Origin of the sequence: Caldibacillus debilis DSM 16016, from assembly GCF_000383875.1 — a bacterium.
GTDB classification, from domain to species: domain Bacteria; phylum Bacillota; class Bacilli; order Bacillales; family Caldibacillaceae; genus Caldibacillus; species Caldibacillus debilis.
This window is the reverse complement of the sequence record NZ_KB912883.1, coordinates 43,259-68,121: the sequence shown is the minus strand read 5'-3', so window position 1 is coordinate 68,121 and position 24,863 is coordinate 43,259. Positions and strand designations below refer to the sequence as shown.

The 24,863-nt window shown below is 53.3% G+C and carries 21 protein-coding genes; 6 read left to right on the top strand and 15 right to left on the bottom strand.

Annotated features, from left to right (window positions below):
• The first annotated feature begins 52 nt into the window (after positions 1–52).
• Genes A3EQ_RS0106795 through A3EQ_RS0106785 form a run of 3 tightly spaced genes read left to right on the top strand, consistent with a single transcriptional unit; the run spans position 53 to position 1,492 of the window.
• Positions 53–403, top strand: a complete 351-nt coding sequence (locus tag A3EQ_RS0106795) for a YojF family protein (RefSeq protein WP_020154433.1) — start codon at positions 53–55, stop codon at positions 401–403.
• 47 nt (positions 404–450) lie between these two features.
• Complete coding sequence (gene bshB2, locus A3EQ_RS0106790) at positions 451–1,134, top strand: bacillithiol biosynthesis deacetylase BshB2 (protein ID WP_020154432.1); 684 nt, start codon at positions 451–453, stop codon at positions 1,132–1,134.
• Between the two features lie 43 nt (positions 1,135–1,177).
• A complete protein-coding gene (locus A3EQ_RS0106785) occupies positions 1,178–1,492 on the top strand; it encodes a thioredoxin family protein (RefSeq protein WP_026499800.1) in 315 nt (104 codons plus the stop codon).
• A gap of 103 nt (positions 1,493–1,595) precedes the next feature.
• On the opposite strand, the gene A3EQ_RS0106780 is transcribed toward A3EQ_RS0106785, so the two are convergent.
• From A3EQ_RS0106780 to A3EQ_RS0106750, 6 genes are all read right to left on the bottom strand, one after another.
• Complete coding sequence (locus tag A3EQ_RS0106780) at positions 1,596–2,651, bottom strand: M42 family metallopeptidase (protein WP_020154430.1); 1,056 nt, start codon at positions 2,649–2,651, stop codon at positions 1,596–1,598.
• A gap of 296 nt (positions 2,652–2,947) precedes the next feature.
• Positions 2,948–3,739 (bottom strand): YhfC family intramembrane metalloprotease, encoded by a 792-nt coding sequence (locus A3EQ_RS0106770; RefSeq protein WP_020154428.1) that lies wholly within the window; start codon positions 3,737–3,739, stop codon positions 2,948–2,950.
• A 22-nt stretch (positions 3,740–3,761) separates the two neighbouring features.
• The gene (locus A3EQ_RS0106765) at positions 3,762–4,847 is read right to left on the bottom strand and encodes a DUF1648 domain-containing protein (RefSeq protein ID WP_020154427.1); all 1,086 of its coding nucleotides are present in this window, start codon (positions 4,845–4,847) and stop codon (positions 3,762–3,764) included.
• On the bottom strand, positions 4,844–5,239 hold the full coding sequence (locus A3EQ_RS0106760; protein ID WP_020154426.1) for a GntR family transcriptional regulator: 396 nt from the start codon (positions 5,237–5,239) through the stop codon (positions 4,844–4,846). Before A3EQ_RS0106760 ends, A3EQ_RS0106765 begins: the two co-directional genes overlap by 4 nt.
• 677 nt (positions 5,240–5,916) lie before the next feature.
• On the bottom strand, positions 5,917–6,876 hold the full coding sequence (locus A3EQ_RS0106755) for an L-threonine 3-dehydrogenase (protein WP_020154424.1): 960 nt from the start codon (positions 6,874–6,876) through the stop codon (positions 5,917–5,919).
• Between the two features lie 189 nt (positions 6,877–7,065).
• The gene (locus A3EQ_RS0106750; protein ID WP_020154423.1) at positions 7,066–8,253 is read right to left on the bottom strand and encodes a glycine C-acetyltransferase; all 1,188 of its coding nucleotides are present in this window, start codon (positions 8,251–8,253) and stop codon (positions 7,066–7,068) included.
• Between the two features lie 628 nt (positions 8,254–8,881).
• On the opposite strand from A3EQ_RS0106750, the gene A3EQ_RS0106735 reads away from it, so the two are divergent.
• The gene (locus A3EQ_RS0106735) at positions 8,882–9,082 is read left to right on the top strand and encodes an SE1832 family protein (RefSeq protein WP_020154421.1); all 201 of its coding nucleotides are present in this window, start codon (positions 8,882–8,884) and stop codon (positions 9,080–9,082) included.
• A 268-nt stretch (positions 9,083–9,350) separates the two neighbouring features.
• Here the strand turns inward: A3EQ_RS0106735 and A3EQ_RS0106725 are convergent, their stop codons facing one another.
• The 8 genes from A3EQ_RS0106725 to A3EQ_RS0106675 all read right to left on the bottom strand — a co-directional run bounded on the left by A3EQ_RS0106725 (position 9,351) and on the right by A3EQ_RS0106675 (position 18,707).
• Complete coding sequence (locus A3EQ_RS0106725) at positions 9,351–10,685, bottom strand: hemolysin family protein (RefSeq protein WP_244874565.1); 1,335 nt, start codon at positions 10,683–10,685, stop codon at positions 9,351–9,353.
• A 494-nt stretch (positions 10,686–11,179) separates the two neighbouring features.
• Positions 11,180–11,746: a TetR/AcrR family transcriptional regulator gene (locus A3EQ_RS0106710; protein ID WP_020154416.1), complete on the bottom strand. Its 567-nt coding sequence runs from the start codon at positions 11,744–11,746 to the stop codon at positions 11,180–11,182.
• Between the two features lie 93 nt (positions 11,747–11,839).
• On the bottom strand, positions 11,840–12,547 hold the full coding sequence (locus tag A3EQ_RS0106705; protein ID WP_020154415.1) for an MBL fold metallo-hydrolase: 708 nt from the start codon (positions 12,545–12,547) through the stop codon (positions 11,840–11,842).
• Between the two features lie 462 nt (positions 12,548–13,009).
• Complete coding sequence (locus tag A3EQ_RS0106695) at positions 13,010–13,909, bottom strand: ABC transporter permease (RefSeq protein ID WP_020154413.1); 900 nt, start codon at positions 13,907–13,909, stop codon at positions 13,010–13,012.
• 46 nt (positions 13,910–13,955) lie between these two features.
• A complete protein-coding gene (locus A3EQ_RS0106690; protein WP_026499798.1) occupies positions 13,956–14,960 on the bottom strand; it encodes an ABC transporter permease in 1,005 nt (334 codons plus the stop codon).
• Positions 14,961–15,094: 134 nt separating this feature from the next.
• Positions 15,095–16,693: an ABC transporter substrate-binding protein gene (locus A3EQ_RS0106685; RefSeq protein WP_020154411.1), complete on the bottom strand. Its 1,599-nt coding sequence runs from the start codon at positions 16,691–16,693 to the stop codon at positions 15,095–15,097.
• A 60-nt stretch (positions 16,694–16,753) separates the two neighbouring features.
• Positions 16,754–17,719 (bottom strand): ABC transporter ATP-binding protein, encoded by a 966-nt coding sequence (locus tag A3EQ_RS0106680; protein ID WP_020154410.1) that lies wholly within the window; start codon positions 17,717–17,719, stop codon positions 16,754–16,756.
• Complete coding sequence (locus A3EQ_RS0106675) at positions 17,694–18,707, bottom strand: ABC transporter ATP-binding protein (RefSeq protein WP_020154409.1); 1,014 nt, start codon at positions 18,705–18,707, stop codon at positions 17,694–17,696. The genes A3EQ_RS0106680 and A3EQ_RS0106675 overlap by 26 nt, the downstream gene beginning before the upstream one ends.
• 331 nt (positions 18,708–19,038) lie before the next feature.
• On the opposite strand from A3EQ_RS0106675, the gene A3EQ_RS0106665 reads away from it, so the two are divergent.
• Entirely contained in the window at positions 19,039–20,433 is a 1,395-nt protein-coding gene (locus A3EQ_RS0106665; protein ID WP_020154407.1) for an L-cystine transporter, read from the top strand.
• A 237-nt stretch (positions 20,434–20,670) separates the two neighbouring features.
• Here the strand turns inward: A3EQ_RS0106665 and A3EQ_RS0106660 are convergent, their stop codons facing one another.
• Complete coding sequence (locus A3EQ_RS0106660; protein ID WP_020154406.1) at positions 20,671–22,404, bottom strand: ABC transporter ATP-binding protein; 1,734 nt, start codon at positions 22,402–22,404, stop codon at positions 20,671–20,673.
• A 1,012-nt stretch (positions 22,405–23,416) separates the two neighbouring features.
• On the opposite strand from A3EQ_RS0106660, the gene pepT reads away from it, so the two are divergent.
• A complete protein-coding gene (pepT, locus tag A3EQ_RS0106645) occupies positions 23,417–24,649 on the top strand; it encodes a peptidase T (RefSeq protein WP_026499797.1) in 1,233 nt (410 codons plus the stop codon).
• The last annotated feature ends 214 nt before the right edge of the window (positions 24,650–24,863 follow it).

The following is a 24,863-nucleotide window of genomic DNA, read 5'->3' as shown; positions in this document are numbered from 1 at the left end:
CTTTTAGTAAAATAGGAAGTGAGTTTCCGTTCTTTGAAGGGAGAAGTGTAACGTGAAACCCATTCGCAAAGAGAAGGTGCAGGCTTTGATCGACCGCTTTGCCGGCAAAGACCTGTACATCCATCTGGAAACCACCAACGGCGCATACGCCTCCCACCGCGATCCTTCCTTCCTTTCCGCCGGGGCTTTTATCCGAAACGCGGCCATCCGCTACGAATACGGAAAAATTGCCGGGGAAGGTCCGTACCGGGTCGGCCTGAAGATGAAGGACGGATGGATTTACGGGGAAGGCTTGACCCATTACGAGTTGGACGAAAGGGGCAGGCTTTTGATGGCGGGGCATGACGACAAAGGACGGCTTGCCGTCGCCTTGGAACTGAGCCCCGAACCCTTTGAGATTTAGCTCGCACCTCTCATATTCTTTTCCCGTAAACGGAAAGGAGCGGACCGATGTTCGAACAGGAAAAACATGTTCTGGTTGTGTTCCCCCATCCCGACGACGAAGCCTTCGGCGTATCGGGGACGATCGCAACCTATATCCGAAACGGAACACCTCTCACTTACGCCTGTTTAACCTTGGGGGAAATGGGGAGAAATTTGGGAAATCCCCCCTTTGCCACGCGGGAATCCCTCCCGGGCATCCGGAAAAGGGAACTGCTTGAAGCCGCCAAGCAAATGGGCATCCGGGATTTGCGGATGATGGGATTCCGCGACAAATTGCTGGAATTCGAAGAGGAAAAGCTGACCGAGAGCATCTTTTCCCTGATCCGGGAACTGGATCCATCCTTGATCATCACCTTCTATCCCGGTTATTCCGTGCATCCCGACCACGAAGCTTGCGGAAGGTCGGTGGTGCGGGCCGTCAAGCGCCTTGCCGGGAAAAAACGGCCGAAGCTCCACTGCGTGGCCTTTTCCAACGATTGCGAAAAAGAATTGGGGAAACCGGACATCATTCACGACATCCGCCAAGTTTCCGACGTAAAACTGAAAACGATCAAGGCCCACCGTTCGCAAACCTTCTTCTTCGTGCAGCAGCTGGAGGAGGGAATCGCCAAAAAGGACCCGGAGGCGTTAAAATGGCTGCAATACGAGCGGTTCTGGAGCTACCAATGGGAGAAGGACAAGGTGGAATAATTTGATCGAAGGACGATCCAAAGGAAAAAGGAGGAAAGAATCGATGCAGGAAATCACCACCGCGGAACAATACGAAAAAATCATTCAAAGCGATAACAAAATCGCCATCAAATTTTACACCACCTGGTGTCCGGACTGCAAACGGCTGGACATGTTCATCGGCGATATTTTGCCCAAGTTCCCCCATCTCACCTGGTACCAGATGGACCGGGACAAATTCCCGGAAATCGCCGAAGAACAGAAGGTTTTGGGCATTCCGAGCATTTTGATCTTCTCCAAAGGGGAAAAACTGGGGCATCTGCACAGCGCCAACGCCAAAACCCCCGAGGAAGTGGAAGCATTCCTGCAAAAATTTTAAACCGCTGCGAAAAACGGGAAGGCCGCAAGGACAGAGTTGCCGGCTTTCCCGTTTTTTTTTGCCCGCCCTTCGGCCGGTTCCGCCCGAAAGGGAAGTTTTTCCCCTATTCAACGGCCAATGGCGATTGCACATAATAAAACAAAAGTTTTTGCGTATTTTCGATCGCCAGCTCATGGGTCCGTTCAAAGGCATGGGACGCATCGACGCCCGGTCCCACCAGGCCGTGGACGATATCGTACCCGCTGAAAAGGGCGGCGGAGGCGTCGGAACCGTAATGGGGATAAATATCCAGGCGATAATCGATCCCGTGCTGTTTGGCCAATTCGACGAGAGATTTCCGCAGCCCGAGATGATAGGGCCCCGTGGCGTCCTTGACGCAGATGGACACGGAATATTCGTCCGTCGCCTGGCCGTCCCCGATCGCCCCCATGTCGACGGCCAAATATTCCACCGTCTCTTCCGGTATGGCGGAATTGCCGCCGTAGCCGATTTCCTCGTTGTTGGAAAAAAAGAAGTGGGTCGTATAAGGCAGACGGATGTCGTTTTTCACCAACGTTTCGACGAGTTTCATCAAGATCGCCGCGCTGGCTTTGTCATCCAAATGGCGGGACTTGATAAAGCCGGATTCGGTGATTTGCACCCGGGGGTCAAAGGAAACGAAATCGCCCACTTCGATCCCCAGCTTCCGTACGTCTTCGGCGCTCTTCACTTTTTCATCGATCCGGACTTCCATATTTTCCTGGTTCCTTTCCGTATCTTTCGCGTTTTTATAGACATGGACCGACTGTTGATGAAGGAGGATGGTTCCGGTGTACACTTTGCCGTCCGCCGTTTCGATCTGGCAGTACTCCCCTTCAATGGCGTTCCAAAGGAATCCCCCGATCAAATCCAATTTCAGACGCCCGTCGCTTTTAATTTCTTTGACCATCGCCCCCAGGGTGTCGACGTGGGCGGTCAAAAACCGGTGCTTTCGCCCATTCTCCCCATCGAGGGTAACCAGGAGCCCGCCCTTGTTATTCCTTTTCATTTTCACGCCGAGGGGCTTGAAATAATCTTCAATGAATCGGATCGCTTTTTCCGTGTTCCCCGATGGGCTGGGAATGCGGACGAGCTCCCGGATCAACTCCATCGTTTCTTTGCCGTTCATCGTATATGCCATCCTCGAATCCCCTTTCAAAAAATAAGCCTTATTGTATCTATTTTAGCAAAACCTCCGGCCCGGGATGGAAAAACAACCCGTTTTTCGGAAGAGAGAAAACGAAAAAACCGGCGAACCTTTCCCGGGAACGTCCGGTCCCCGGGCGGGAATTGGACCGGAAGGGAAAACGGCGGTTCCGCCCAAATCTTTGTGGAATTTCTGCGTCCCGCTTGGCGGACTCTAGTCTTGGCAAGAAGCGGCCGCTTTTTTCCGCAATTTCTCGGGCTTCTTCCGGACGGAGGCGGGACGGAGCCGCATTAAGCTTCCGCCCGTTCAAACAAAGGTTTCGCCTTGATGATCCAAGCCACGGACAAGACGGCAACCCCGGCGACAAAGATTTCAACCAGCCAGATGTCCGCAATGACCCCCGATTGGTAAAGGGCGGCGGGGAAATCGAAGATGGCGTGAAGCAACACGGCGAACCAATAAAATTTCAGCTGCCCGGATTTCACCGCGTACAACACGACGAGGGAGAGCCCGATGTGCACGAGGACCGCCCCGATCCGCTCCAAGCCGGCAAGAAGAAACAGCCAGGGCGACCCGTTCACCAATTGGTCCCGCAAGGGCCGCAAAGCCTCCTTCAACTGTCCGTCCGTCAGACTGTCGAAGGATCCGCTGTTAATGAAAAAGGAAAGGGAAAGGAGAACGACCCCGTTGACGCCGAGGATCCATAAAGCTTCAAAGCCCCCGTGGCCGAGCCCGAAGGAAAGGCCGTCTTTCCAATCTCGGCGGGATTTCAAGGCGAACTTCATCATCACGAGCCGCCCCGTCTCTTCGAAGATGCCCGCCGCAAGCCCGCCGTACAGCATATACAACCAAGGATTTTTCAGCCATTCTTTCGTCCATTCGTTCGCATAGAGAAAATAGCCGTGAAAGGCGGCCTCCAAAACTTGGACGAACAGAAAGAAGGTAAGCAGCCCAAGAAGAAACGGCTTCCAAGAAATCCGGTATTTTTTTCGAAAATAGATGAACAGGGCGGCCGGGGTTCCGATCCCCAAAACCATTCCCGCCAACTGGGCGGCGATTGCGGAAGTTTCGACCACTTTCATTCTCCTCTCCGTTAAGAATTTGTTAGCCTGCAAAAATCGCAATGATAACCGGAATCAACAAAACGCCGAGGAAAAGCAGCCAGGCGGCGGGCCTTGCGAAATTGATCGTCCACCCGCTTCCGAACCGTTTTTCCAAAAACAAGGCCGGGTCTTCGGGATTGTAGTAAAAGACGCCCAATTTCCAAAAGCGGTCATCGTCCCGGTTGATCAATCCCCCGTCATTTTCCCCGATCCCATGAATCCTGCTTCCACCCTGGCCGGTGAGGATCGTAAGGACAAGGCAGCCGACGAGGGTGAGGCCGACGGCCGTCATCATCAGCAGGAAAACGGCCTTCTGCCCGTAGGAAAAGATTAAGGAAAGCTGGGCCAGGAAAAACATGAGAACGAGAAGGGTTCCCGAAAAGATGATAAATCCCGACCATCTTCTCCGGAAAATGAGATTTTGTTCCAAGGATTTTTCCGGATCGTCCGCATCGATCTGCTGTTTGCTTTGGTCAATGATCCAATTGACCAACATGAAGAGCCCTGTCATAAATAACGAGACCAAGGGTAAAAGGCTGACGGACCCCGGTGTTTTTTCCGCCCACCGGTTCACTTCGCCGTTCATATCATAATGCATGGGGACGGGGTCCGGGATGCGGTCGTAGAAAAGGGCCGTACAGATAAAGGAAGCTCCGGTGATCGCCAAGGGGAGGAGAAACCACCGGTAAGAAACGGTGCGCTTCCGCTGATGGAAACGGATGTCCAGGGCGACGGCCTCCTTCCGTTCCCCCTTCCAATTCCGGCTCCGTTTCAGCCTTTTCATTTTTTTATGATAAAGATAATAGACGATAAAGCCGGCGGACAAATACCCGAACACTGCTCCCGCAAATACGAGCGGGAAGACCTCTTCGGGAATTTTTAGGATGAGAAGCGGAACGAAAAACAGAAGGCCGAGGCAACCCGTGATCATCGCGTATTGTTTGCGGAAGGCTTTCAGTTCCGGGCTGCCGTATACCGATCGGGGAATGGAAACGCCGAAACTTTCCGTCCTTCTCGTAATATAGGGCGTCACCGACGTAATCGCGACCAGCGGCAAAAAAACGAAGAGCGACAGGATCCATTTCATAGCGGTTCTCCTCCTTTTTGAATCTCCCGGAAAATTTTGGCGCATACGGAAAGAAATTCTTCTTCGCTTAGGCCCCTGCACACGGATTCGCTGACAAGGGGCCGCAGATCTTCTTTCAGCCGTTCGAGAAACCGTTCGGATGCCGGCGGGAACCCGTCGGGATGGATCACGACCCCCTTTTGCCGGTGAATCGATAAAAATCCTTCCTGCTTCAGCAATTGGTACGCCTTGTTTACCGTGTGCATGTTGACGCCGAGGTCCCGGGCCAAAGCGCGGACCGAAGGGAGGGGATCCCCCGGCTTCAACCGGCCGGATGCGATGCCTTCGATGATTTTGTTCCTCAATTGGATATAGATCGGAAGATCCGATTCATAATCCAGGGTCAGAATCATGTTCATCACCAAGTGTTTGGTTTATTATAACTGTTATATTAATTATATAACAAATAAGTCAAACTTGCCAATCCCCATAAAATTTTTTCCGTCGCTCTCCGCTCCTCCTGCTGAAAAAGGCCGCCCCAAAAGCCGGTTCGATTTGTTCCCTTAAGGCAGACAGGCCGTCTTAGGGGAAGTTTTTATGTCCAATAAATTTCGCTGCAATCAATTCAAATAGGGTTTCTAGTGAAAAATACACTTAAAGAAGTCATTTGTTTTGCCACCTTTTGCGATGCACCGCCGCGTTTCTAGTGAAAAATACACTTAAAGAAGAGATTGGGGCGCAGTGGCATAGACGTGACAATGAGTTTCTAGCGAAAAATACACTTAAAGAAGTATGTTCAAAAGATAAGATTCCCAAACAACCCTTATAAGCATGGAAAACATGGATTGGAAGGGTTTGAGGATTCAAGAGGCATGGATAACGGGCCAATGGGATCCTTTTGGGGAGGGCTCAATTGTGTGGGACATTTGCGGAACGATCTCTCGCGAGAACGCATCCGCTTTTATGACGAAAGGCAGCAAAAAAGCCTAAACGGCCTCAGCCCTATCGAATATGGTGCTAAAGCCGCTCAGGCAATTCTATTTGCCCGGGAGCCGTTCGGTCTGGCCTTCCGGGACGTCCTTTCCCCCGCTCATGCCCCTTGTTTATTCAATTTTTTCCTGATATTTTCCAGCATATCTTTGGTCATGGCCTCCAGATCGTAGTTCGGCCGGAATCCCCATTCTTCTTCCGCGCAGGAGGTGTCGAGGGAGTTCGGCCAGCTTTCCGCGATCTTTTGCCGCAACGGATCGACCTGATAATCCATCTTGAATTCCGGGATGTGCTTTTTGATTTCCCGCGCGAAGTCTTCCGGTTCCACGCTCATCGCACTCACATTGAAGGCGTTGCGGTGGACGAGTTTTTCCCCGTCCGCCTCCATCAGCCGGATGATGGCGTCGATCGCATCCGGCATATACATCATATCCATATAGGTGCCTTCGGCGATATAGCATGTGTATTTTTTATGCTTCACCGCTTCGTAATAAATTTCCACCGCATAATCGGTCGTCCCCCCGCCCGGGGGCGCGGTGTGGGAGATCAGCCCCGGAAAGCGGAGCCCCCGGGTATCGAGGCCAAATTTATGGTAATAATAGTCGCACAATAATTCCCCGGCCACTTTATTGACCCCGTACATCGTCGTCGGACGCTGGATCGTGTCCTGGGGCGTATGATCCTTCGGCGTCGACGGCCCGAAGGCCCCGATGGAACTGGGGGTGAAAAATTGGCAGCCCCTCTCCCTCGCCACTTCCAGCGCGTTGACCAAACCGTTCATGTTGATGTTCCAGGCGAGCAGGGGATTGTTTTCGGCCGTCGCCGAAAGCAGGGCGGCCAAATGGATGATCGTGTCCACCCGGTACCGGTCGGCCACTTCCGCCAATCGTTTTCCGTCCAATACATCCACGATTTCAAAGGGTCCGCCTTCGACCGCCGGATGTTCGGTCTTGCGGATATCGGTGGCGACCACATTGCCTTCCCCGTAAATTTTCCTCAGTTCCACGACAAGTTCCGTGCCGATTTGGCCGAGGGCGCCGGTGACCAATATCTTCTTCATTTCTCTTCCCTCCATCCAAACACTAGCCGCAGAAAATGCGAAGCGGACGGCTTTCCGCCGTACGATTCATGAGATTTCCATAGGGCATGGAAGCGCCCCGTCCGCCCTGGGGACGGGGGTTCCTGTCAAAGGATGCCTGCTCTTTTTGTGTCCAATGCTTGCAAAAATGCTATATGGCGCCGGTTCCTGTCAAAGGATGCCCAGATCTTTGCCGACTTTTTCGTAGACCGACAGCGCCTGATCGAGCATCTCCTTCGTATGGGCGGCCGTCGGCATATTGCGGACCCGGCCCGTTCCTCTCGGTACGGTCGGATAGACGATCGCCTTGGCGTAAACCCCCTCTTCGTAAAGCCGCTTGCTGAAAAGCTGCGTCAGCTTTTCGTCGCCGATGATGCAGGGGGTGATCGGCGTTTCGCTGTGTCCGATGTCAAAGCCCAGATCTTTCAGCCCTTGTTTTAAATAGCGGCCGTTTTCCCACAGGCGATCGTTCAGCTCCGTGCTTTCCATCAAAATCTCGATGGCCTTCGCCGCCGCCGCCGCATCCGCCGGCGTCACCGCCGTCGAGAACAGGAAGGGACGCGACCGGACTTTCAGCCAATCGATGAGGTTTTTCTTTCCCGCCACGTAGCCGCCGACAACCCCGATCGCCTTGGACAGGGTGCCGATTTGGAAATCCACTTCCTTTTCCAGGCCGAAATGTTTGACCGTCCCCGCTCCTTTGCCGGTGACCCCCGAGCCGTGGGCGTCATCCACATAGACGATCAAATCGAATTCTTTGGCAATCTCGACAATCTCCGGGAGCTTGGCGATGTCCCCGTCCATGGAGAAGACGCCGTCGGTGATCACCATGATTTTTCTGTATTTCCCGGACTCCTTCGCCTCTTTCGCTTTTTTCCGCAGATCATCCATATCGGAATGATTGAAACGGATGATCGTCGCCTTCGACAAACGGCAGCCGTCGATGATCGAGGCGTGGTTCAATTCGTCGGAAAGGATGGCGTCGTTTTTGTCCATGACGGCGGAAATGGCGGCCATATTGCAGTTAAAACCGGACTGGTAGGCAATGGCCGCCTCCGTCCCTTTAAATTTCGCGATCGTTTCCTCCAATTTTACGTGAAGGTCGAGGGTGCCGTTGATGGTCCGCACGGCCCCCGCACCCACGCCGTATTTTGCAACCGCTTCCATCGCAACCTTCTTCAAGCGCTCATCCGTGGCCAAGCCCAAATAGTTGTTGGAAGAAAGGTTGATGAGCGTTTTCCCCTTAATGGTGATGACGGGGCCGTTCGGGCTTTCCAGCGGGTCGATTTCATTGTACAGACCCTTTTCTTTTAATTCCTGCAAATTTTCATTTAAAAATTGCTCCAAAACGGCAGACATTTCATTCCCTCCCAATTCGTTTCAATAAAAAACATAGCCGGGACTGTGGAGCCGCTGAAGGGGGATTCGCCCTTTCCGGCTTTTTTCTTAAAAATCCATCCCTATTTTACCACAAAGCGTTCACCGGTACGACAGCAAACAAAATTTGCCCGGAGGAAAGGGGAGGAAACTTCCCCGCCCGTTTCCTCTTCAGGCGGACAGGCCGGATCCTTCCCGGCCCGCGCAGGCGATCCGCGTCATGGCGGTACATTTTCGGGACGGGCATCCTTTCCTTCCGAAAGGGCAAACGGAGGCTGCGCCACCCGGTACCTTTACGGGCAAGCCGGCCCTTTGTCCGCGAACTCCTCGGGAAAAGTATGCGGGTAAAATTTTTCAGGGGCGGATCCTTCCGCCGGAAAAAAACCCCCGATTTCTGGATGGGGCATTTCTCCGGCAAATGAATTGGTTCGATCAAAATGTACCCAAAGCGGGCGGTTTCGTTTAAGATGGAAGGAGAAAGGATTAAAACGCCGCTTCGGCGGGTGACCCGGCCCGAATCTGAAGAGCGGAACCCGGGGCGGCCCCCGTTTGTACCTATTCTTTTTTCGGGCTCTCAGGGAGAATTCCACCGACAAAGGAGGCACGGGAGATGACGAAGAAGGAAATTTTGCAAAAGATCGAGGAATTGAAGAGCGATTACATCCGCATCCAAGGGGATATCGAAAAGCTGGAAAATACCGGGAACCGGATCGAGGCGGCAGAAAAACATCTGTCCCGGATTGAAGAAGAGCTCAAGCGGCTCCGGGCATTGCTTGCCCAATACGAATGGCCGGAATCGTCGGGGAATTGACAAGCGGTGGATAGGGTCAGAGGCCGTCCGTCCGCCGGCCGGACGGCATGGCCTGCACCGACGCAGGGCGGGGCTCCTTTCTCCGCCTTTTTGCTCGCCGCAACGTTTCATTCAGAAAGGGAAAAAGGGAAAACTCCCCGCTAACGGGGCGGCCCGTTGCACGGGGAGCCGATGTTTGCCGGCTTCTTCGCCGGAAAAGGGGTCCCGGTTTCCGTCCGTCCTTCCTTTCATGCGGACCATGAACGGATCACCGCTTTCGCGGCGCCCGTCATTCGTCCCCTTTCCCCTCTTCCGGTCCGATCCGGGTGATCAACACTTTATCGACGCGAACATGATCCATATCGACGACTTCCAAGCGATAGCCTTCGATTTCGATCGACTGGTTGAGCTTCGGGATGTCCCCGATATACATGGTGATGTATCCGCCCAGGGTATGGGGCGTTCCGCCCCGCACTTCGGGCAGATCTTCGATATCGAAGTACCGCTTAAAGGTGTCCAGGGAAACGAGGCCGTCGGCCAGCCAGCTCTTTTCATCCCGTTCCACGATCTGCGGTTCCGAATCATCCTCGTAATAGGGGATTTCCCCGACGATGCTTTCCATGAAATCGTGCAAGGTGATGAACCCTTCGATGCCGCCGTATTCGTCGATGACGATCGCTTCATGCCTTCCGGATTTCTTTAAAATTTCCAGGGCTTGAAACACCTTCATCGGCTCCGGAAGGACGAGGGTTTCCTGAATGCAATCTTCCAGTTTGAAAGGTTTTTTTTCGGCCATTTTGGCAAAAATATCCTTAATGTAAATGACCCCCAAAAATTCATCCAGGCTTCCTCGCCCGACGGGAAACTTGGAATGGGAACTGGAGATCATTTTCTTCAAGTTTTCCTCAAAGGGCTTCTCAATGTCGATCCAGACGAGCTGGGTCCGCGGGGTCAGGATATCCCCGATCCGGGAATCGCCGGTGTAAAAAATCTGTTCCACAATCTCCGATTCGATTTCATCCACAACCCCGCTGTAAACGCCCTTTTCGATCATCTGCTGGATTTCCTCTTCCGTGATTTCCGGTTCGTTCGACTGTTTGACCCCGATCAACTTGAGGACGAATTCCGTCGATTTGCTCAAAATCCAAATGAGGGGTCTGCCGATTTTCGCGAAATAATACATCGGTTTGGCCACCATCAAAGCGACCTTTTCCGGATTCGTCAAACCGATCCGTTTCGGCACCAGTTCCCCGATGATCAGGGAAAGGTAAGTGGTGAGGGCCACGACGATGAACATGCTGATTTCCTTGCTGTACGGCTGCAAATAGGAAATCCGGTCAATGAATTTCGCCAATTGGCCGGCGATGGCGGCGCCGCTGAAGGCACCCGTCACGATGCCGATGAGGGTGATGCCGATTTGGATCGTGGAAAGCAATTGGTTGGGGTGTTCGGCCAATTTCAAGGCGATGGCGGCCTTCGCATTGCCTTCTTCCGCCATTTTTTCCAATCTGGATTTTCTCGAGGTGACGATGGCAATTTCCGTCATCGCAAAAACGCCGTTGGCGATAATTAATAAGAGCACAATCCATAGCGTCGATAAGGAACTGTCCAAATTAACATTCACCAATCCTTTTTCCTTTTTATTATTACCGTTTATTATACCATTATATTATATCATAGTTTCCGATTTCCATTTCCCGTTGCAGGGCGTCCGGCCGCAGCCGGCGCAAGGGTTCGGGCCCGTTTCCGCCCGTTTTGAAAACGCTTTTTCATCCGGTGCACGTCAGCATCCGGTTTCGCTTCAAATCCGCCCCCCTTTTTTCCATCCGATGGATGCCGATTTCTGCTTCCGGTCCGCCTAAAGCCGCCCGTCGGCCCGTCCGAAAATGGCTTCATACCGCTTTCGAAGCGGAACCCGCCAAAAAGGAGAGGAGCGGGAAACAGACGGCCGGAAATCAAGCGGGAACATCATTTTCCCTCCTGTTGGGGATCCCCTTGGCAGGAACAATCGGATCCTTGAAGGATGGGAACCGTCGCATTTTGCAGCCGGTCCGCAAAAAAAATTTTGGCGGCCACTCATCGTTTCTCAATTTTTCGGGCGGATCCGCGCCGGGGGTTTCACGGTTTTTTCCGAAGACCCGCCAGGAACGTGTCGATCAGAAACCGGAGCGTCGCGTCATGGTCGAGGCGGATTCTAAATTCCCCTTTCTGTTCCAAGGATGCGAATCCATGGAACATGCTTCGGAAACCGCGCACGGCATGCAGAGCCGTTTCGTCATCAAGATGGTATGCCCGAAGCACGCGCATGGTCAGATCCACAATCGACCGGCCTGCACGTTGTATATCCGGATCCAGCGGATCGGGGGCTTGCATGGTTGCTTCATACAGGCCGGGGTGGGTGCGGACGAAGGTTACATAAGCTTTGCCAAGGGCATGCACCGCATCGTCGCCGGAACGCCCGATGGCCGCTTCCGCCAAGGCGCGGTGAAGCTGTTCGAGGCCGTAAAGGGCGAGCTGTTTCCGTAAACCTTGCAATCCATCGATGTGGTTGTACAAGGAAGGGGGGCGGACGCCGAGCCTTTTCGCCAACGCGGCCAGGGTCACGCCTTCCAGTCCGTCCTTATCGGCAATGTCCGTTGCTGTTTGCAGGATCTTTGCCATATCCAAACCGATCTTCGGTGACATCTGCGTCCCTCCTTTCCCGCAAGGGCTCGTTTAAAGCGCGGTACGGTTTCGGCGGACAGGATTCCGCCAAAGAAGGGCAACCCTCCGCCGCAATCACCGAAAACGCCGTTCGGCTTCGGCGATGGCACGGTCGATCGCCGGACCCGGCTGTTCCAACATGCCGCCATGCCCCGCCGCCAGCAGCGAAGGGCGGTGCTCCCGTATTTTGCATGCGCTTTTGAGCGCCATTTCCTTATTCCATGTGGCCATTGCCGGGAAGGGGAACCATGGCCGAACCTGTCCAGATACCGCGATCCCCCCTCTTGTCTGAAACGCGTCCCCGACGATGCAGGCGCGGTTGCGCGTGTCGAGAAAGGACATCGAACCGGGCGTATGCCCCGGCGTGGCAATCACGAGCAGGGAGCCGATCCGGTCCCCTTCCTTCAGCAAAACATCCGCCCGTGTCCGCAGGTTTTTGGGCACTCCGCCGCGAATCGGCGTATTCGGTTCTTCCGGATCCAACGACCTGTCCCCGGCCATTAACCGGGCGTCCCGTTCCGAAACAAAGACGGGCGCATCGGGAAGAATCCGTTTCAGCCCATCAAGGGCCCCCACATGATCTTGGTGCGCGTGGGTGAGAAGGATGCGGGTGATCGGTTTTCCGATGGTTTCGGCCGCCTTTAAAATGCCTTTCGCGCTGTAGGGCAGGGCGGCGTCAATCAAGGTCAGTCCGTCCGGCTCATCTACCAAGTAACAATTGACGGGGAAAAGGCGCGGCAAAAATGTCAGCTGGAAAACCGTATGTTTGCGGACGATTCGCAAGTGGCTCACTTCCCTTTAAACTAATTGTGTTAGTTTTAATATAACTAATGTTAGTAGTTTTTGCAATGGCAAATTCCCATGTATGGGAGATAAATTTTCCCGGGAGCCCTCGCCTTAATCCGCCTCCGTTTGCGGCACTCCCGTCCGAGGCGGGAGCCCCCTTTTTCGGGGCGCCGGGCTCCGGTTCGCGGCACTCCGAACCCAATGCCATCCGTAAAAAGACCAGCCCGTCCCTTTCCGGAAATCCCGGCAAAAGTTAGGCCGCAGGAATCAAAGGGACGCCATTTTCTCTTTGTTCCCGCACCTTGTTGCCAAGACCACTCGCCGTGCCGGCCGGACCTTCCCGGGAAGGTGGCAATCCTTCTCTCCCGGAAAAAGAATAAGCCGCCGGGAAATCCGAAAAGATTCCAGGCGGCAGCCGCGCAAAACCCGGGTGCCGGGATCGGGCAACACCGGGTGCCGTTAAGTTTTCATCCTCGGATCCAAAGCGTCGCGAAGCCCGTCCCCCAGCAGGTTGAATCCGAGAACGGTCAGCATGATGGCCAGCCCGGGGAAGATCATCGTCCACGGGGCGTTCGTTAAAAAGTCTTTGGAATCGGCCAACATTTTCCCCCATTCCGGCTGGGGCGGCTGGGCCCCGAGCCCCAGAAATCCCAAGGCGGCCGCTTCAATGATGGCCGTGGCAATGGCCAAAGTCCCTTGCACGATAATCGGAGCCATGCTGTTCGGCAGGATATGGTGCAGGAGAATCCGGGAATCCTTCATGCCGATGGACCGGGCGGCCAGGATATATTCTTCTTCCTTGACGCTCAAAACCCGGGAACGGATCAACCGGCCGAAGTTCGGCACATTGACGACGGCGATGGCAATGAGCGCATTGCGCAGGGACGGGCCCAAAACGGCGACGATGCCGATGGCGAGCAAGATGCTCGGGAACGCCAAAAGGATGTCAAAAAATCTGGAAATGATGCCGTCGATGATCCCGCCGTAATAACCGGCAATGATTCCGAGAAAACAGCCGACAATAATCGACCCGATCACGGAGAAAAACCCGACGGTCAACGAAATTCTCGCCCCGTAAACCACCCGGGAGAAAATATCCCTTCCGAAATCGTCCGTTCCGAACCAATATTCTGCGGAAGGGCTCTGAAGGCGGGCTTCCGTCAGCTTTTGTTCATCGATTCCCTCCTTGGCGATGAAGGGGGCGAAAAGGGCGATGCAAACAAAAAACAGGACGATAAACAACCCCAGCATGGCCAGTTTATTTTTGCGGAACGTCCGCCAGGCTTCCCGCCACGGGGAGACGGCAGCCTCCGGTCCGGAAAGGACAACCGCGTCTTGATTCGGTGCAATTTCCGCCATTTTGCCTCACCTGCTTCTTTAGCCGTATGTTTTGTCAGTCCGAAGATCACCGGTACTTGATGCGGGGGTCGATGACCGCATACAAAATATCCGTAATCAAATTGATCAGGACAAAGAACAGCGCGATGATCAAGATTCCCGATTGAATGACCGGGTAGTCCCGATAGTTGATCGCATCGTAGATGTATCTGCCGATTCCCGGCCAGCTGAAAATCGTTTCCGTCAGGATCGCCCCTCCCAACAGCAGGCCGAATTGCAGCCCGATGACGGTAAGGATCGGGATGATGGCATTTTTCAAGGAATGTTTATAGACGACCCAAAACATGCGCAATCCCTTTGCCCTTGCCGTCCTTACATAATCGGTCCGCATGACTTCCAGCATGCTCGACCGGGTGATCCGGGCGATGATCGCCATCGGGATGGTGGCCAGCGCCGCCGCGGGAAGGATCAAATGCTGCAAAACATCCGAAAATTTGGCCATATCCCCCTGCAGGAGCGAATCCAAAAGGTACAAATGGGTAATCGGTTCGATGGGATCACGGACATTCTCCCGGCCGCCCGTCGGCAGCCAGTCCAGCTGGACGGCAAAAACCCATTGTTCCATCAAGCCGAGCCAAAAGATCGGCATGGAAACCCCGATCAGAGCGAGGAGCATGACGATGTAATCGAACCAGGAATTTTGGTACCAGGCGCTGATTATTCCCGCGTTCACCCCGATAAAGACGGCGATGAGCATGGCCACCACCGACAGTTCGAAGGTGGCCGCCAAATAGGGCCAAATTTGCTCGGAGATCGGGGAATTGGTGCGGATGGAATCGCCGAGGTCCCCGTGCAAAAGGTCGTTCAAATAGTTAACGTATTGGACATACCAGGGCTTGTCCAATCCCAGTTTCTTGTTCAGCGCCTCGATCGATTCTTCCGTCGCCGCCTGGCCCAAAATGATTTGGGCCGGATCGCCGGGAATGGCGCGTATCATGAAAAAGACGATGAGGGTCAAACCGAACAATACGGGAATTAACATGAGAAGGCGCCGAATAATGTATGCGTACATGCGTTTCCCTTCCTTCTTTCGTTGAGACGTTCCCGCCTTGTTATTGATCGGCATATGGAAGCAGAAAAGGGAGAGATCGAATTCTCCCTTTTCCGTCCGCTTTTCTCCTTTGCCTCTCCTTCAACCGCCATCCGTTATTTGCTGAATTCCACCATGTGCAAACGGTCGGAACCGGTCGGATGGGGTTTGAAATTGACCAAATCCTTTCTTGCCGTAAGCAGCGGCTCGGAGTGAACGAGCGGGATCCAAGGCGCGTCTTCTTTGATGATTTCCTGGGCTTTCTTATACAATTCGTTCCGTTTGTTTTCATCGGATTCGGTTTGGGCCTGGATCAAAATCTCATGCAGTTCGTCGTTGGAGTAATAGGTATAGTTGTTCGTGCCGACGTTGTCCTTATCCAAGAGGACATACAGGAAGTTGTCGGCGTCTCCGTTATCCCCGGTCCAGCCGAGCATGAAGGCGTCCGCTTCCCCTGCCGCCAGTTTTTCCAGATAGGTTCCCCACTCCATCGACACGATCTCCGTCTTCACGCCGATCTTTTCCCAATTGGACTTGATCGCTTCGGCGACTTTCCGTCCGTCCGGCATATACGGCCGGGGCACCGGCATCGCCCACAGTTTGATTTCAAAGCCGTTCGGATAGCCGGCTTCGGCGAGGAGCTGTTTCGCTTTTTCCAGGTCAAATTCATAGTCTTGGATCTCGTCGTTATAGCCGGCGACGACCGGCGGCATCGGGTTCTTCGCGGGTTCCGCATACCCTTCGTAGAAGGATTGGATGATCGCTTCTTTGTCGACGGCGTGGTTCAACGCCTGGCGGACCTTTTGATTTTTCAGCGGCCCCCTCGTCACCGTCAAACCGACGTATGCGACGTTCAACGAGGGACGGGGGATCAGCTGCAGATTGCTGTCCGATTCAATTTGTTTGACGTCGGTGTAATTGACGCCGTCGATCAAATCCACTTCCCCGGTCTTCAGCGCGTTCAAACGGGCCGAGTTATCGGGGATGCAACGGAAGATGATCCGGTCGATTTTCGGATATCCGGAATCCCAATAATCATCAAATTTTTCGAGGACAATCCGGTCGTTCCGCTTCCATTCCACGAATTTGTAAGGCCCGGTCCCCACAGGGTTTTCGTTGAATTTATCCCCGTACTTTTGAATCGCAGCCGGGCTGGCGATGGCAAAGGGCGACATGGCCAGGTTTTTCAAAAATACCGCTTGCGGCCGTTTCAATTTGAATTGGACTTCATATTCTCCCGTCGCCGTCACCGATTCAATGTTGTCGCCGAATTGGGATTGGAAGTAGGGGAAAGGAATTTCGTCGCCGCTTTTTCCTTGGTTTCCTTCTATCCAGCGGTTAAAGTTGAACACCACCGCTTCAGCGTTAAAATCCGTTCCGTCGTGGAATTTCACCCCTTGACGCAGTTGGAAGGTGTAGGTCAGGCCGTCATCGGAAACCTCCCAATCCGTCGCCAGGCCGGGTTCCAATTCCGTGCTCTGTTCTTTGAAATTGATGAGCTTTTCGTAAATGTTCTCCGTAACTTTAAAGGCTTCCCCTTCGGTGGTTTCCGCCGGATCGAGGGAAGTGGAATCCCCGCCGCGGCCGAACACCAATTCCGTCGGCTTCTCCTCTTCTTGTCCCCCTCCCGATTCTTTTTTGCCGCATGCTGCAAGAAACGAGGAAAATACCAGCATTAGTGCGATGAATAGGACAACATGCTTCTTTCTTTTCATACAAATCCCCCTTTACTGTTGATATTTATATGAATTTCTCAATTGAACCCGAAATTCATGTCAGGAATAAAGATGGCAGGCGACATAATGCCCGGGCTTGACTTCCTTCCATTCGGGCTTCGCTTTTTTGCAAATCTCCATGCACTGGGCGCAACGGGTGTGGAAGACGCACCCGGAAGGCGGGTTGGCGGGGCTCGGGAGCTCCCCTTTGATGGTGATCACTTCCCGCTCCACATTCGGATCGGCGATCGGAACGGCGTCCAGGAGCGCCTTCGTATACGGATGAAGGGGTTCCGCATACAGCTTTTCGCTGTCCGCCATTTCCACCATATGCCCCAGGTACATGACGCCGACCCGGTCGCTGATGTGGCGGACGACGCCCAGGTCATGGGAGATGAATATATAGGTCAATTGAAATTGTTTCTGCAAATCTTTTAACAGATTCAAAATTTGCGACTGGATGGACACGTCCAGGGCGGAAACCGGTTCGTCGGCCACGATGAGCTTCGGATTGGTCATGAGGGCGCGGGCGATGCCGATCCGCTGCCGCTGCCCGCCGCTGAATTGGTGGGGGTAGCGTTTCCCGTGCTCCTTTTGCAGGCCGACGATTTCCAGCATTTCATAGACCTTTTGTTTCCTTTCCTTCGCGGTCCCGATGTTATGGACGATAAGCGGCTCTTCCAAAATCCGTTCCACCGTTTGCCGCGGATTCAAGGATGCAAACGGGTCTTGGAACACCATCTGCATATGGCGGCGGGCCTTTCTCATTTTTTCTTTGGAGAAGGTCAGGATATTCTCGTTTTGAAAGAGCACCTCCCCGCCCTGGGGCTCGATCAGACGGAGCAGAAGCTTGCCGGTGGTCGATTTGCCGCATCCGGATTCGCCGACCAGGGCAAAGGTTTCTCCCTCATTCACGGAAAATGAAATGTCGTTTACCGCTTTTACGGATCCTACCGTTCTTGAAAATATGCCTTTTTTTATCGGAAATTCCTTTTTCAGGTTACGAACTTGCAACAACGGTGTCATCTGCGGTCTTCCCTTCCTTTTCGTGCAGCCAGCAGCGGGAACGGTGCTGATTTTCTAATTCATAATAGGGAGGATCTTCCAGCCTGCACCGTTCTTCACGGAACATGCATCTGGTGTAGAAACGGCAGCCTTGCCGGATCGAACCCGGTTTCGGAACGTTTCCGGGAATGGAAAACAGCCTTTCTTTTTTCGTCCGTATATCCGGAATGGATTGCAGCAGCCCTTTTGTATACGGGTGTTTCGGATTTTGAAAGATGGTTTGGACGTCGCCCTCCTCGACAATCTTCCCCGCATACATGACGATCACCCGTTGGCAAACCTGGGCGACGACCCCAAGATCATGGGTGATCAGCAAGATGGCCGTATGCAATTTTTCGTTCAGCCTTTTCATCAAATGCAAAATCTGGGCCTGTATCGTTACATCCAATGCGGTGGTCGGTTCATCGGCGATCAAAACCTTCGGGCCGCAGATGAGCGCCATGGCGATCATCACCCGCTGCCGCATCCCGCCGGAAAGTTCGTGGGGATAGGCGTTCATCAGTTCTTCCGCCCGGGGAAGCCCGACCAGCCGCAGCATTTCCACGGATCTTTGGAAGGCCTCTTCTTTGGAAACCTTTTTATGTACCCGCAAAGCTTCCATGAGCTGATTTCCGATTTTAAACAGGGGATTTAGAGAGGTCATCGGCTCCTGAAAGATCATCGCGATTTCATTGCCGCGGATTTCCCGCATCCTTTTTTCCGATGCCTTGACCAGATCCTCATCGCCGAGGAAAATGCTCCCCGCTTTGATTTTGCCTTGGGGCGCGGGCAAAAGCCCCATGATGGACAGGGAGGTCACGCTTTTTCCGCATCCCGACTCGCCGACAATGCCCAAAATTTCCCCGGGATAGACTTGAAAACTGATGTTGTCGACGGCCGGGATCTCGCCGTCATCGGTAAAAAATGACGTTTGCAGGCCTTCCACTCGCAGTATCGGTTTCCTTTCCATGCGCATCCCACCTTGTCTGGTTGCATATATATGATATTATTTCACTATTTAATTATTATATCAATATGTAATTTTATGAAATATTTCATTTTTTCCTTTTCGCGGTTTATTTGGATATTTCCCGAAATTACCTTTATTCCGTTAACGGTTAAAGCGTTTACAGGGGCGGAAGAGGCCAGGGGGAAGAGAGGGGGCCGTTTTTGGAGCGGGGAGTTGTCAAAATTCTTTTTCTTCGTCTTTCCCCGTATTTCTTACTTTATCTATCGGATTTTCCGTATTATAGTATAATTTGCATGCAGTAAGCTCATCATTTGAATGAAGGAGGAAAAGAATGGACACGCTTCTCGTCATCGTTAACATTCTTATTTTATTGGCACTCATCGGCATTTTGTTTTGGCAGCAAAAAAGGCATGTCTCCTTTTCCAAGCGGGTCTTCACCGGCCTCGGACTGGGGATATTGCTGGGGCTCATGATCCACGCCCTGTACGGCACCGGCTCAAAAGTGACGCTAACGACGATCGATTGGTATAACATCGTGGGCGCCGGCTACGTGAAACTGCTGCAAATGATCGTCATGCCCCTCGTCTTCATCTCGATCGTCGGCGCCTTTACGAAATTGCGCGCGACCAAAAACCTGGGGAAAATCAGCTTCCTCGTCATCGGCATCCTTTTGGGAACGACGGCCATCGCCGCCGCCATCGGAGTCTTTTCCGCCCTCGGTTTCCAGCTGGAGGGCATCCAATTGACCGAAGGGAAAGCGGAGGCGGCCAGGAACGCGGAATTGAGCGAAAAGATGGGGTCCATCCAAGATATGACGCTTCCGGGCCAGATCGTGGAATTTTTGCCTGCGAATCCCTTCGCGGATCTCGCCGGCACCCGCCCGACCTCGACGATCGCCGTCGTCATTTTCGCCGCATTCATCGGAATCGCCTATCTCGGGGTGAAGAGAAAACAGCCGGAACAAGCGGAATTGTTCGCGAAGATCATCGATGCCCTCTTCGCCGTCATCATGCGCATCGTGACGTTGATTCTCCGCCTGACGCCCTACGGCGTGTTGGCCCTGATGGCAAAGGTGACGGCAACCAGCGACTTCGACGCCATCGTTAAACTGGGGACATTCGTCGTCGCTTCCTATGTGGCGCTGATCCTCATGTTTGCCGTCCATCTGCTGCTCATCGGCTTGGCGAAGTTGAATCCGTTCATCTACGTGCGGAAGGCGATGCCCGCCTTGACCTTCGCCTTTACCTCCCGCTCCAGCGCGGGAACCTTGCCGTTAAACTTAAAAACGCAAACGGAACAGCTGGGCGTTCCCGAATCGATCGCCAATTTTGCCGGACCCTTCAGCCTGTCGATCGGGCAAAACGGGTGCGCGGGGATCTATCCGGCCATGCTGGCGGTGATGGTCGCTCCCTCCGTGGGGATTAATCCCCATGATCTCGGCTTTATCCTGACCGTCATCGCGGTCGTCATGATCAGCTCCTTCGGCGTGGCCGGCGTCGGCGGCGGGGCCACCTTCGCCTCCCTGATCGTCCTTTCCGTTTTGAACCTGCCGATCGCCATCGTCGGCCTGCTGATTTCCGTCGAACCGCTGATCGACATGGGCAGGACCGCATTAAACGTCAGCGGCAGCATGGTGTCCGGCCTGTTAACAAGCCGCGTGACAAAAGCATTGGACACGGGGGTATACAACGACCGGAATCTGGCCGAATTAAAGGTGGACGAATAATAAAAAGACGGAGGGGAGATCCCCTTTGCGGGGCGATCCCTTCCGTCTTATTTTTTGCTCCTTGGCCTTGAATGAATAATGGGCGAATCATAAAAGACGGAAGGGCCCCCCTGCGGGCGAGCCCTTCCGTCTTATTTTTGCTCCTGAGCCTGAATGAATAACGGATGAATCATAAAAGACGGAAGGAAGCTTCCCCCTGCGGGGCGAGCCTTCCGTCTTCTTTTCTTGTTTTTGCTCCTAGCGGGCAGCCGGTTCAAAGGGATGGAATTGGGCGCGGTACATCCGGGCAAACAGGCCGTCTTTCTCCAACAGCTCTTCCAGGGTGCCTTCCTCCGCGATCCCCTTTTCCGTTACAACGACGATGCGGTCGGCGTTCCGGATGGTGGCGAACCGGTGGGCGATCACCAACGTCGTCCGGTTTTCCGACAGCTCCTCCAAGGCGTCCTGGATCATCCGTTCCGTCTCCGAATCGAGGGCGGAAGTGGCCTCATCCAAAATCAGGATGGGCGGATTTTTCAAAAACATCCGGGCGATGGCGATCCGCTGTTTTTGCCCGCCGGACAGCTTCAATCCCCTTTCTCCCACCTGCGTTTCATAGCCGTCCGGAAGCGACTCGACAAACTGGTCCAAACGGGCTTTCCTCGCCGCTTCCCGGATCTCCGCTTCGGTGGCGTCCAGCTTTCCGTAAGCGATATTTTCCCTGATCGTTCCCGTAAACAAAAATACGTCCTGTTGGACGATGCCGATTTGTTTCCGCAACGATTTTTTCGTCATGTCCCGGACATCGATCCCGTCGATGGTGATGGAACCCTCATCCACATCGTAAAACCGGGGGATCAGGGAACAGATCGTCGTTTTCCCCGCGCCCGACGGACCGACGAAGGCCACCGTTTCCCCGGCGCGGATATGGAGATTGATGTTTTCCAACACCTGCTTATCCTTTTCGTAGCGGAAAGAAACATTGGAAAACCGGATCTCGCCGCGGAGACGGTCGACGTTGACGGCGCCCTCCCGGTCCTTGACATCCGGTTCCCGGTCCATGATCTGGAGGAATCGCTTAAAGCCGGCCATCCCCTTCGGGTACAATTCCATCAGGGAGCTGATCTTGTCGATGGGCTTGAACAAAATATTGACATACAGCAGGAAGGCGACCAGTTCCCCGTAGGTGAGCTGTCCCTGATAACATTGCCACGCCCCGTAAATGAGGACGGCGAGGGTGGATATCCTCATCATGAAATAGATGCCCGAATTCGTATAGGCCATCACGTGATAGGCTTGCAATTTCGCCCGCCGGAACCTTTGGTTGTCGGTTTTGAACCTCGCAATCTCGTAATCTTCATTGGTAAACGACTGAACGACGCGGGCCCCCTGGACGCTGTCCTCCACCCTCGCGTTGACGTCGGCAATCTTTTGGTACATCTCACTCCAGGCCCGGTTCATCTTGATATTGCAAATCCAAATCAGCCAAATCAACAGCGGGACGATCAGGACGGTAACCAAGGTCATTCGGGGATTGACGGAAAGCATGATGGCAAAGGCGCCCAAAAAGGTCATCACCGAGATGAAAAAATCTTCCGGGCCGTGGTGGGCCAATTCGCCGATATCGAACAAATCGTTGGTAATCCGGCTCATGATGTGCCCCGTCTTCGTATTGTCAAAGAACCGGAAGGATTGCCTTTGCACCTGTTCAAACAATTGCTGGCGCAAGTTCGTTTCGATGTTGACGCCGAGCATATGGCCGTAGTAGGTGACGATATATTGCAGCACGGTGTTGATGAGATACAACGCCAGCAGCCCCGCGCCGACGGAAACGATTTTTCCCCAGTTCCCTTCCGGGAGAAGATCGTCGACAAACCATTGGACGGCAACCGGAAAGGCCAGTTCCAAGACGGCGACGACGACCGCGCTGGAAAAATCGAGGAGAAACAGTTTTTTATGGGGCTTATAATATGAAAAAAACCTGCGGATCATACCGCCTATTCCTCCTTACTGGCAAAACCTTGCGGAATGGAAATCCCATGAGGAAGATCAACCTCTTGGATCCGATGAAACATCCGGGCAAAACTTTACGGAATAAATCCCGTTCCTTCCCATGGATTTGCCTTCTCGGTTCCGTTCATCGAACGGATGTTTCCCCTGGCGGCGATATGCTTTTAATTTTACCCGAATCCGCGGAAAATTTCCATTATTGTCTCTGACCGAAGGGCGACGCAAAAATTCCCGGGATCATCGGCGCCTCATCCGATCGTCAGAACCGTTTTTTAACAGGATCCCGGAGGGATTGCCGGTAAGACGCGACGGGTCCCAACCTTCCAAGTTTTATGGGGATTTCGGGGAAGAAGCGACTGGTTCAACTCCATCTTTTCCCGGTATGTGCAGAGACTGAGGCGCGAGTCAGGGGCTCCGGCATTTCCGGCCGGACGGTCATGGACCGACATGGAAAGTTTTTCGTTCAACATAGGAGGAATATCCGACATTCTGTATTTCCGATCCGGAATGTCCGCCATTTTTTCTTCGTGACCGGAAATGTTCTGCATTTTTTGCACAATGTTCAAACAACGATACCGTTTGTTCAACATATTGGGTAAAACGTTCGACATTCCTTTTGGCTTTCGGGACGGACGGTCCAACATTTCAACCGGATCGGTCCATATCTGAAAAAAATCGTCCAACATCGCATGGGACTGTCCGACATTTTCAACGATCGGTCCAACATTGGAAAATTTTTGTTCAACATGGAAAAAATTTGTCCGACATAAAAGAAAAAATATCGATCATCACGAAAAAAACGTCCGTCACCGGACGAAAAATGTCCATCATCCTTTTCGGTGTCCAACATCCGCTGCGGTTTGTCCGAAATCATGACCGAAACGGGAAACGCCGCCCGGGCAATTTTTCCTCTTCAGCGCCTTCCATTTGTGATATGATATTTTTATCTGATGGCAAGTTTCGAAAGTTCTGCAAAAAGGAGTTGAAAACGGGAATGAAAGAAGAATTGATCCGTCGTTTCACATCCTATGTCCAAATCGACACCCAATCCAACGAGGACAGCGCCACCTGCCCTTCCACACCCGGCCAGCTGGTGCTGTTGAACAAACTTGTCGATGAATTAAAAGAAATCGGCATGGAAGAAGTAACGATCGATGAAAACGGATATGTGTTCGCCACCTTGCCGGCCAACACGGATAAGGACGTGCCGACGATCGGTTTTTTGGCCCATGTGGACACGGCCCCCGATTTCACCGGAAAAAACGTGAAACCGCAGATCATCGAAAATTACGACGGCAAGGACATCCTTTTGAACCGGGAAGAAAATATCGTCCTTTCGCCGAAAGAATTCCCTTCCCTAAATCTTTATGTCGGCCACACGTTAATTACGACGGACGGGACGACTTTGCTCGGCGCCGATGATAAGGCCGGCGTCGCGGAGATCATGACGGCGATGAACTACCTGCTGCGGCATCCGGAAATCAAGCACGGGAAAGTCCGGGTCGCTTTCACCCCCGATGAAGAAATCGGCAGGGGGCCGCACAAATTTGACGTGAAAAAATTCAACGCCAAATACGCCTATACGATGGACGGCGGCCGCATCGGCGAATTGCAGTACGAAAGCTTCAACGCGGCCAGCGCCAAAATCACGATCAAAGGAAACAACATCCACCCTGGCACGGCGAAGGGAAAGATGGTCAACTCCATGAAGATCGCCATGGAATTGCACCGCATGCTTCCGGAAAAACAGGCGCCGGAATATACGGATGGATATGAAGGATTCTACCATCTGCTTTCCTTCCAAGGGAATGTGGAAAAGACCGAACTGTACTATATCATTCGCGACTTCGACCGGCAGGAATTTGAAAACAAAAAGAAGACCTTGTCTTCCATCGTGGAAAGATTGCGGGAAACATACGGCCGGGACAACATCCTTTTGGACATGAAAGACCAATATTACAACATGCGGGAAAAAATCGAACCGGTCAAAGAAATCGTCGACATCGCGCAACAGGCGATGAAAAATCTGGGGATCGAACCGATCATTTCCCCGATCCGCGGCGGTACGGACGGCTCGCAGTTGTCCTACATGGGCCTGCCGACGCCGAACATCTTTACCGGCGGCGAAAACTTCCACGGCAAGTACGAATACATTTCCGTCGACAACATGATCAAAGCGACGAACGTCATCATCGAAATCATCAAGCTGTTTGAACAACGCGCTTGAATGAAACGCGGCGAGCCATTCGATACCCGGCGTTTCATCATGTGACCCACATACCGCATCCGCCTGCGCTCGGCGTCCCGTTCCGGGTCCTGCGAGGAGCGCGGCGGATGCTTTTTTAACGGAACATGAAACGGCCGGGTTAGAAACACCGCGGGCACTTATCTTGAAGCGGCATGGGCGCACCCACATCCGCGGCCATCCGGATGCCGGCCAC

Bases quoted from the DNA above. Each gene is read 5' to 3' on its own strand.
- A3EQ_RS0106695 (WP_020154413.1), bottom strand. From the start codon at position 13,909: ATGGCGGAAATTGCACCGAATCAAGACGCGGTTGTCCTTTCCGGACCG.
- A3EQ_RS0106665 (WP_020154407.1), top strand. From the start codon at position 19,039: ATGGACACGCTTCTCGTCATCGTTAACATTCTTATTTTATTGGCACTC.
- A3EQ_RS0106755 (WP_020154424.1), bottom strand. From the start codon at position 6,876: ATGAAGAAGATATTGGTCACCGGCGCCCTCGGCCAAATCGGCACGGAA.
- A3EQ_RS0106710 (WP_020154416.1), bottom strand. From the start codon at position 11,746: ATGTCACCGAAGATCGGTTTGGATATGGCAAAGATCCTGCAAACAGCA.
- A3EQ_RS0106735 (WP_020154421.1), top strand. From the start codon at position 8,882: ATGACGAAGAAGGAAATTTTGCAAAAGATCGAGGAATTGAAGAGCGAT.
- A3EQ_RS0106765 (WP_020154427.1), bottom strand. From the start codon at position 4,847: ATGAAATGGATCCTGTCGCTCTTCGTTTTTTTGCCGCTGGTCGCGATT.
- A3EQ_RS0106780 (WP_020154430.1), bottom strand. From the start codon at position 2,651: ATGGCATATACGATGAACGGCAAAGAAACGATGGAGTTGATCCGGGAG.
- A3EQ_RS0106690 (WP_026499798.1), bottom strand. From the start codon at position 14,960: ATGTACGCATACATTATTCGGCGCCTTCTCATGTTAATTCCCGTATTG.
- A3EQ_RS0106685 (WP_020154411.1), bottom strand. From the start codon at position 16,693: ATGAAAAGAAAGAAGCATGTTGTCCTATTCATCGCACTAATGCTGGTA.
- A3EQ_RS0106750 (WP_020154423.1), bottom strand. From the start codon at position 8,253: ATGTCTGCCGTTTTGGAGCAATTTTTAAATGAAAATTTGCAGGAATTA.
- A3EQ_RS0106785 (WP_026499800.1), top strand. From the start codon at position 1,178: ATGCAGGAAATCACCACCGCGGAACAATACGAAAAAATCATTCAAAGC.
- A3EQ_RS0106680 (WP_020154410.1), bottom strand. From the start codon at position 17,719: ATGACACCGTTGTTGCAAGTTCGTAACCTGAAAAAGGAATTTCCGATA.
- A3EQ_RS0106660 (WP_020154406.1), bottom strand. From the start codon at position 22,404: ATGATCCGCAGGTTTTTTTCATATTATAAGCCCCATAAAAAACTGTTT.
- A3EQ_RS0106760 (WP_020154426.1), bottom strand. From the start codon at position 5,239: ATGATTCTGACCCTGGATTATGAATCGGATCTTCCGATCTATATCCAA.
- bshB2 (WP_020154432.1), top strand. From the start codon at position 451: ATGTTCGAACAGGAAAAACATGTTCTGGTTGTGTTCCCCCATCCCGAC.
- pepT (WP_026499797.1), top strand. From the start codon at position 23,417: ATGAAAGAAGAATTGATCCGTCGTTTCACATCCTATGTCCAAATCGAC.
- A3EQ_RS0106770 (WP_020154428.1), bottom strand. From the start codon at position 3,739: ATGAAAGTGGTCGAAACTTCCGCAATCGCCGCCCAGTTGGCGGGAATG.
- A3EQ_RS0106675 (WP_020154409.1), bottom strand. From the start codon at position 18,707: ATGGAAAGGAAACCGATACTGCGAGTGGAAGGCCTGCAAACGTCATTT.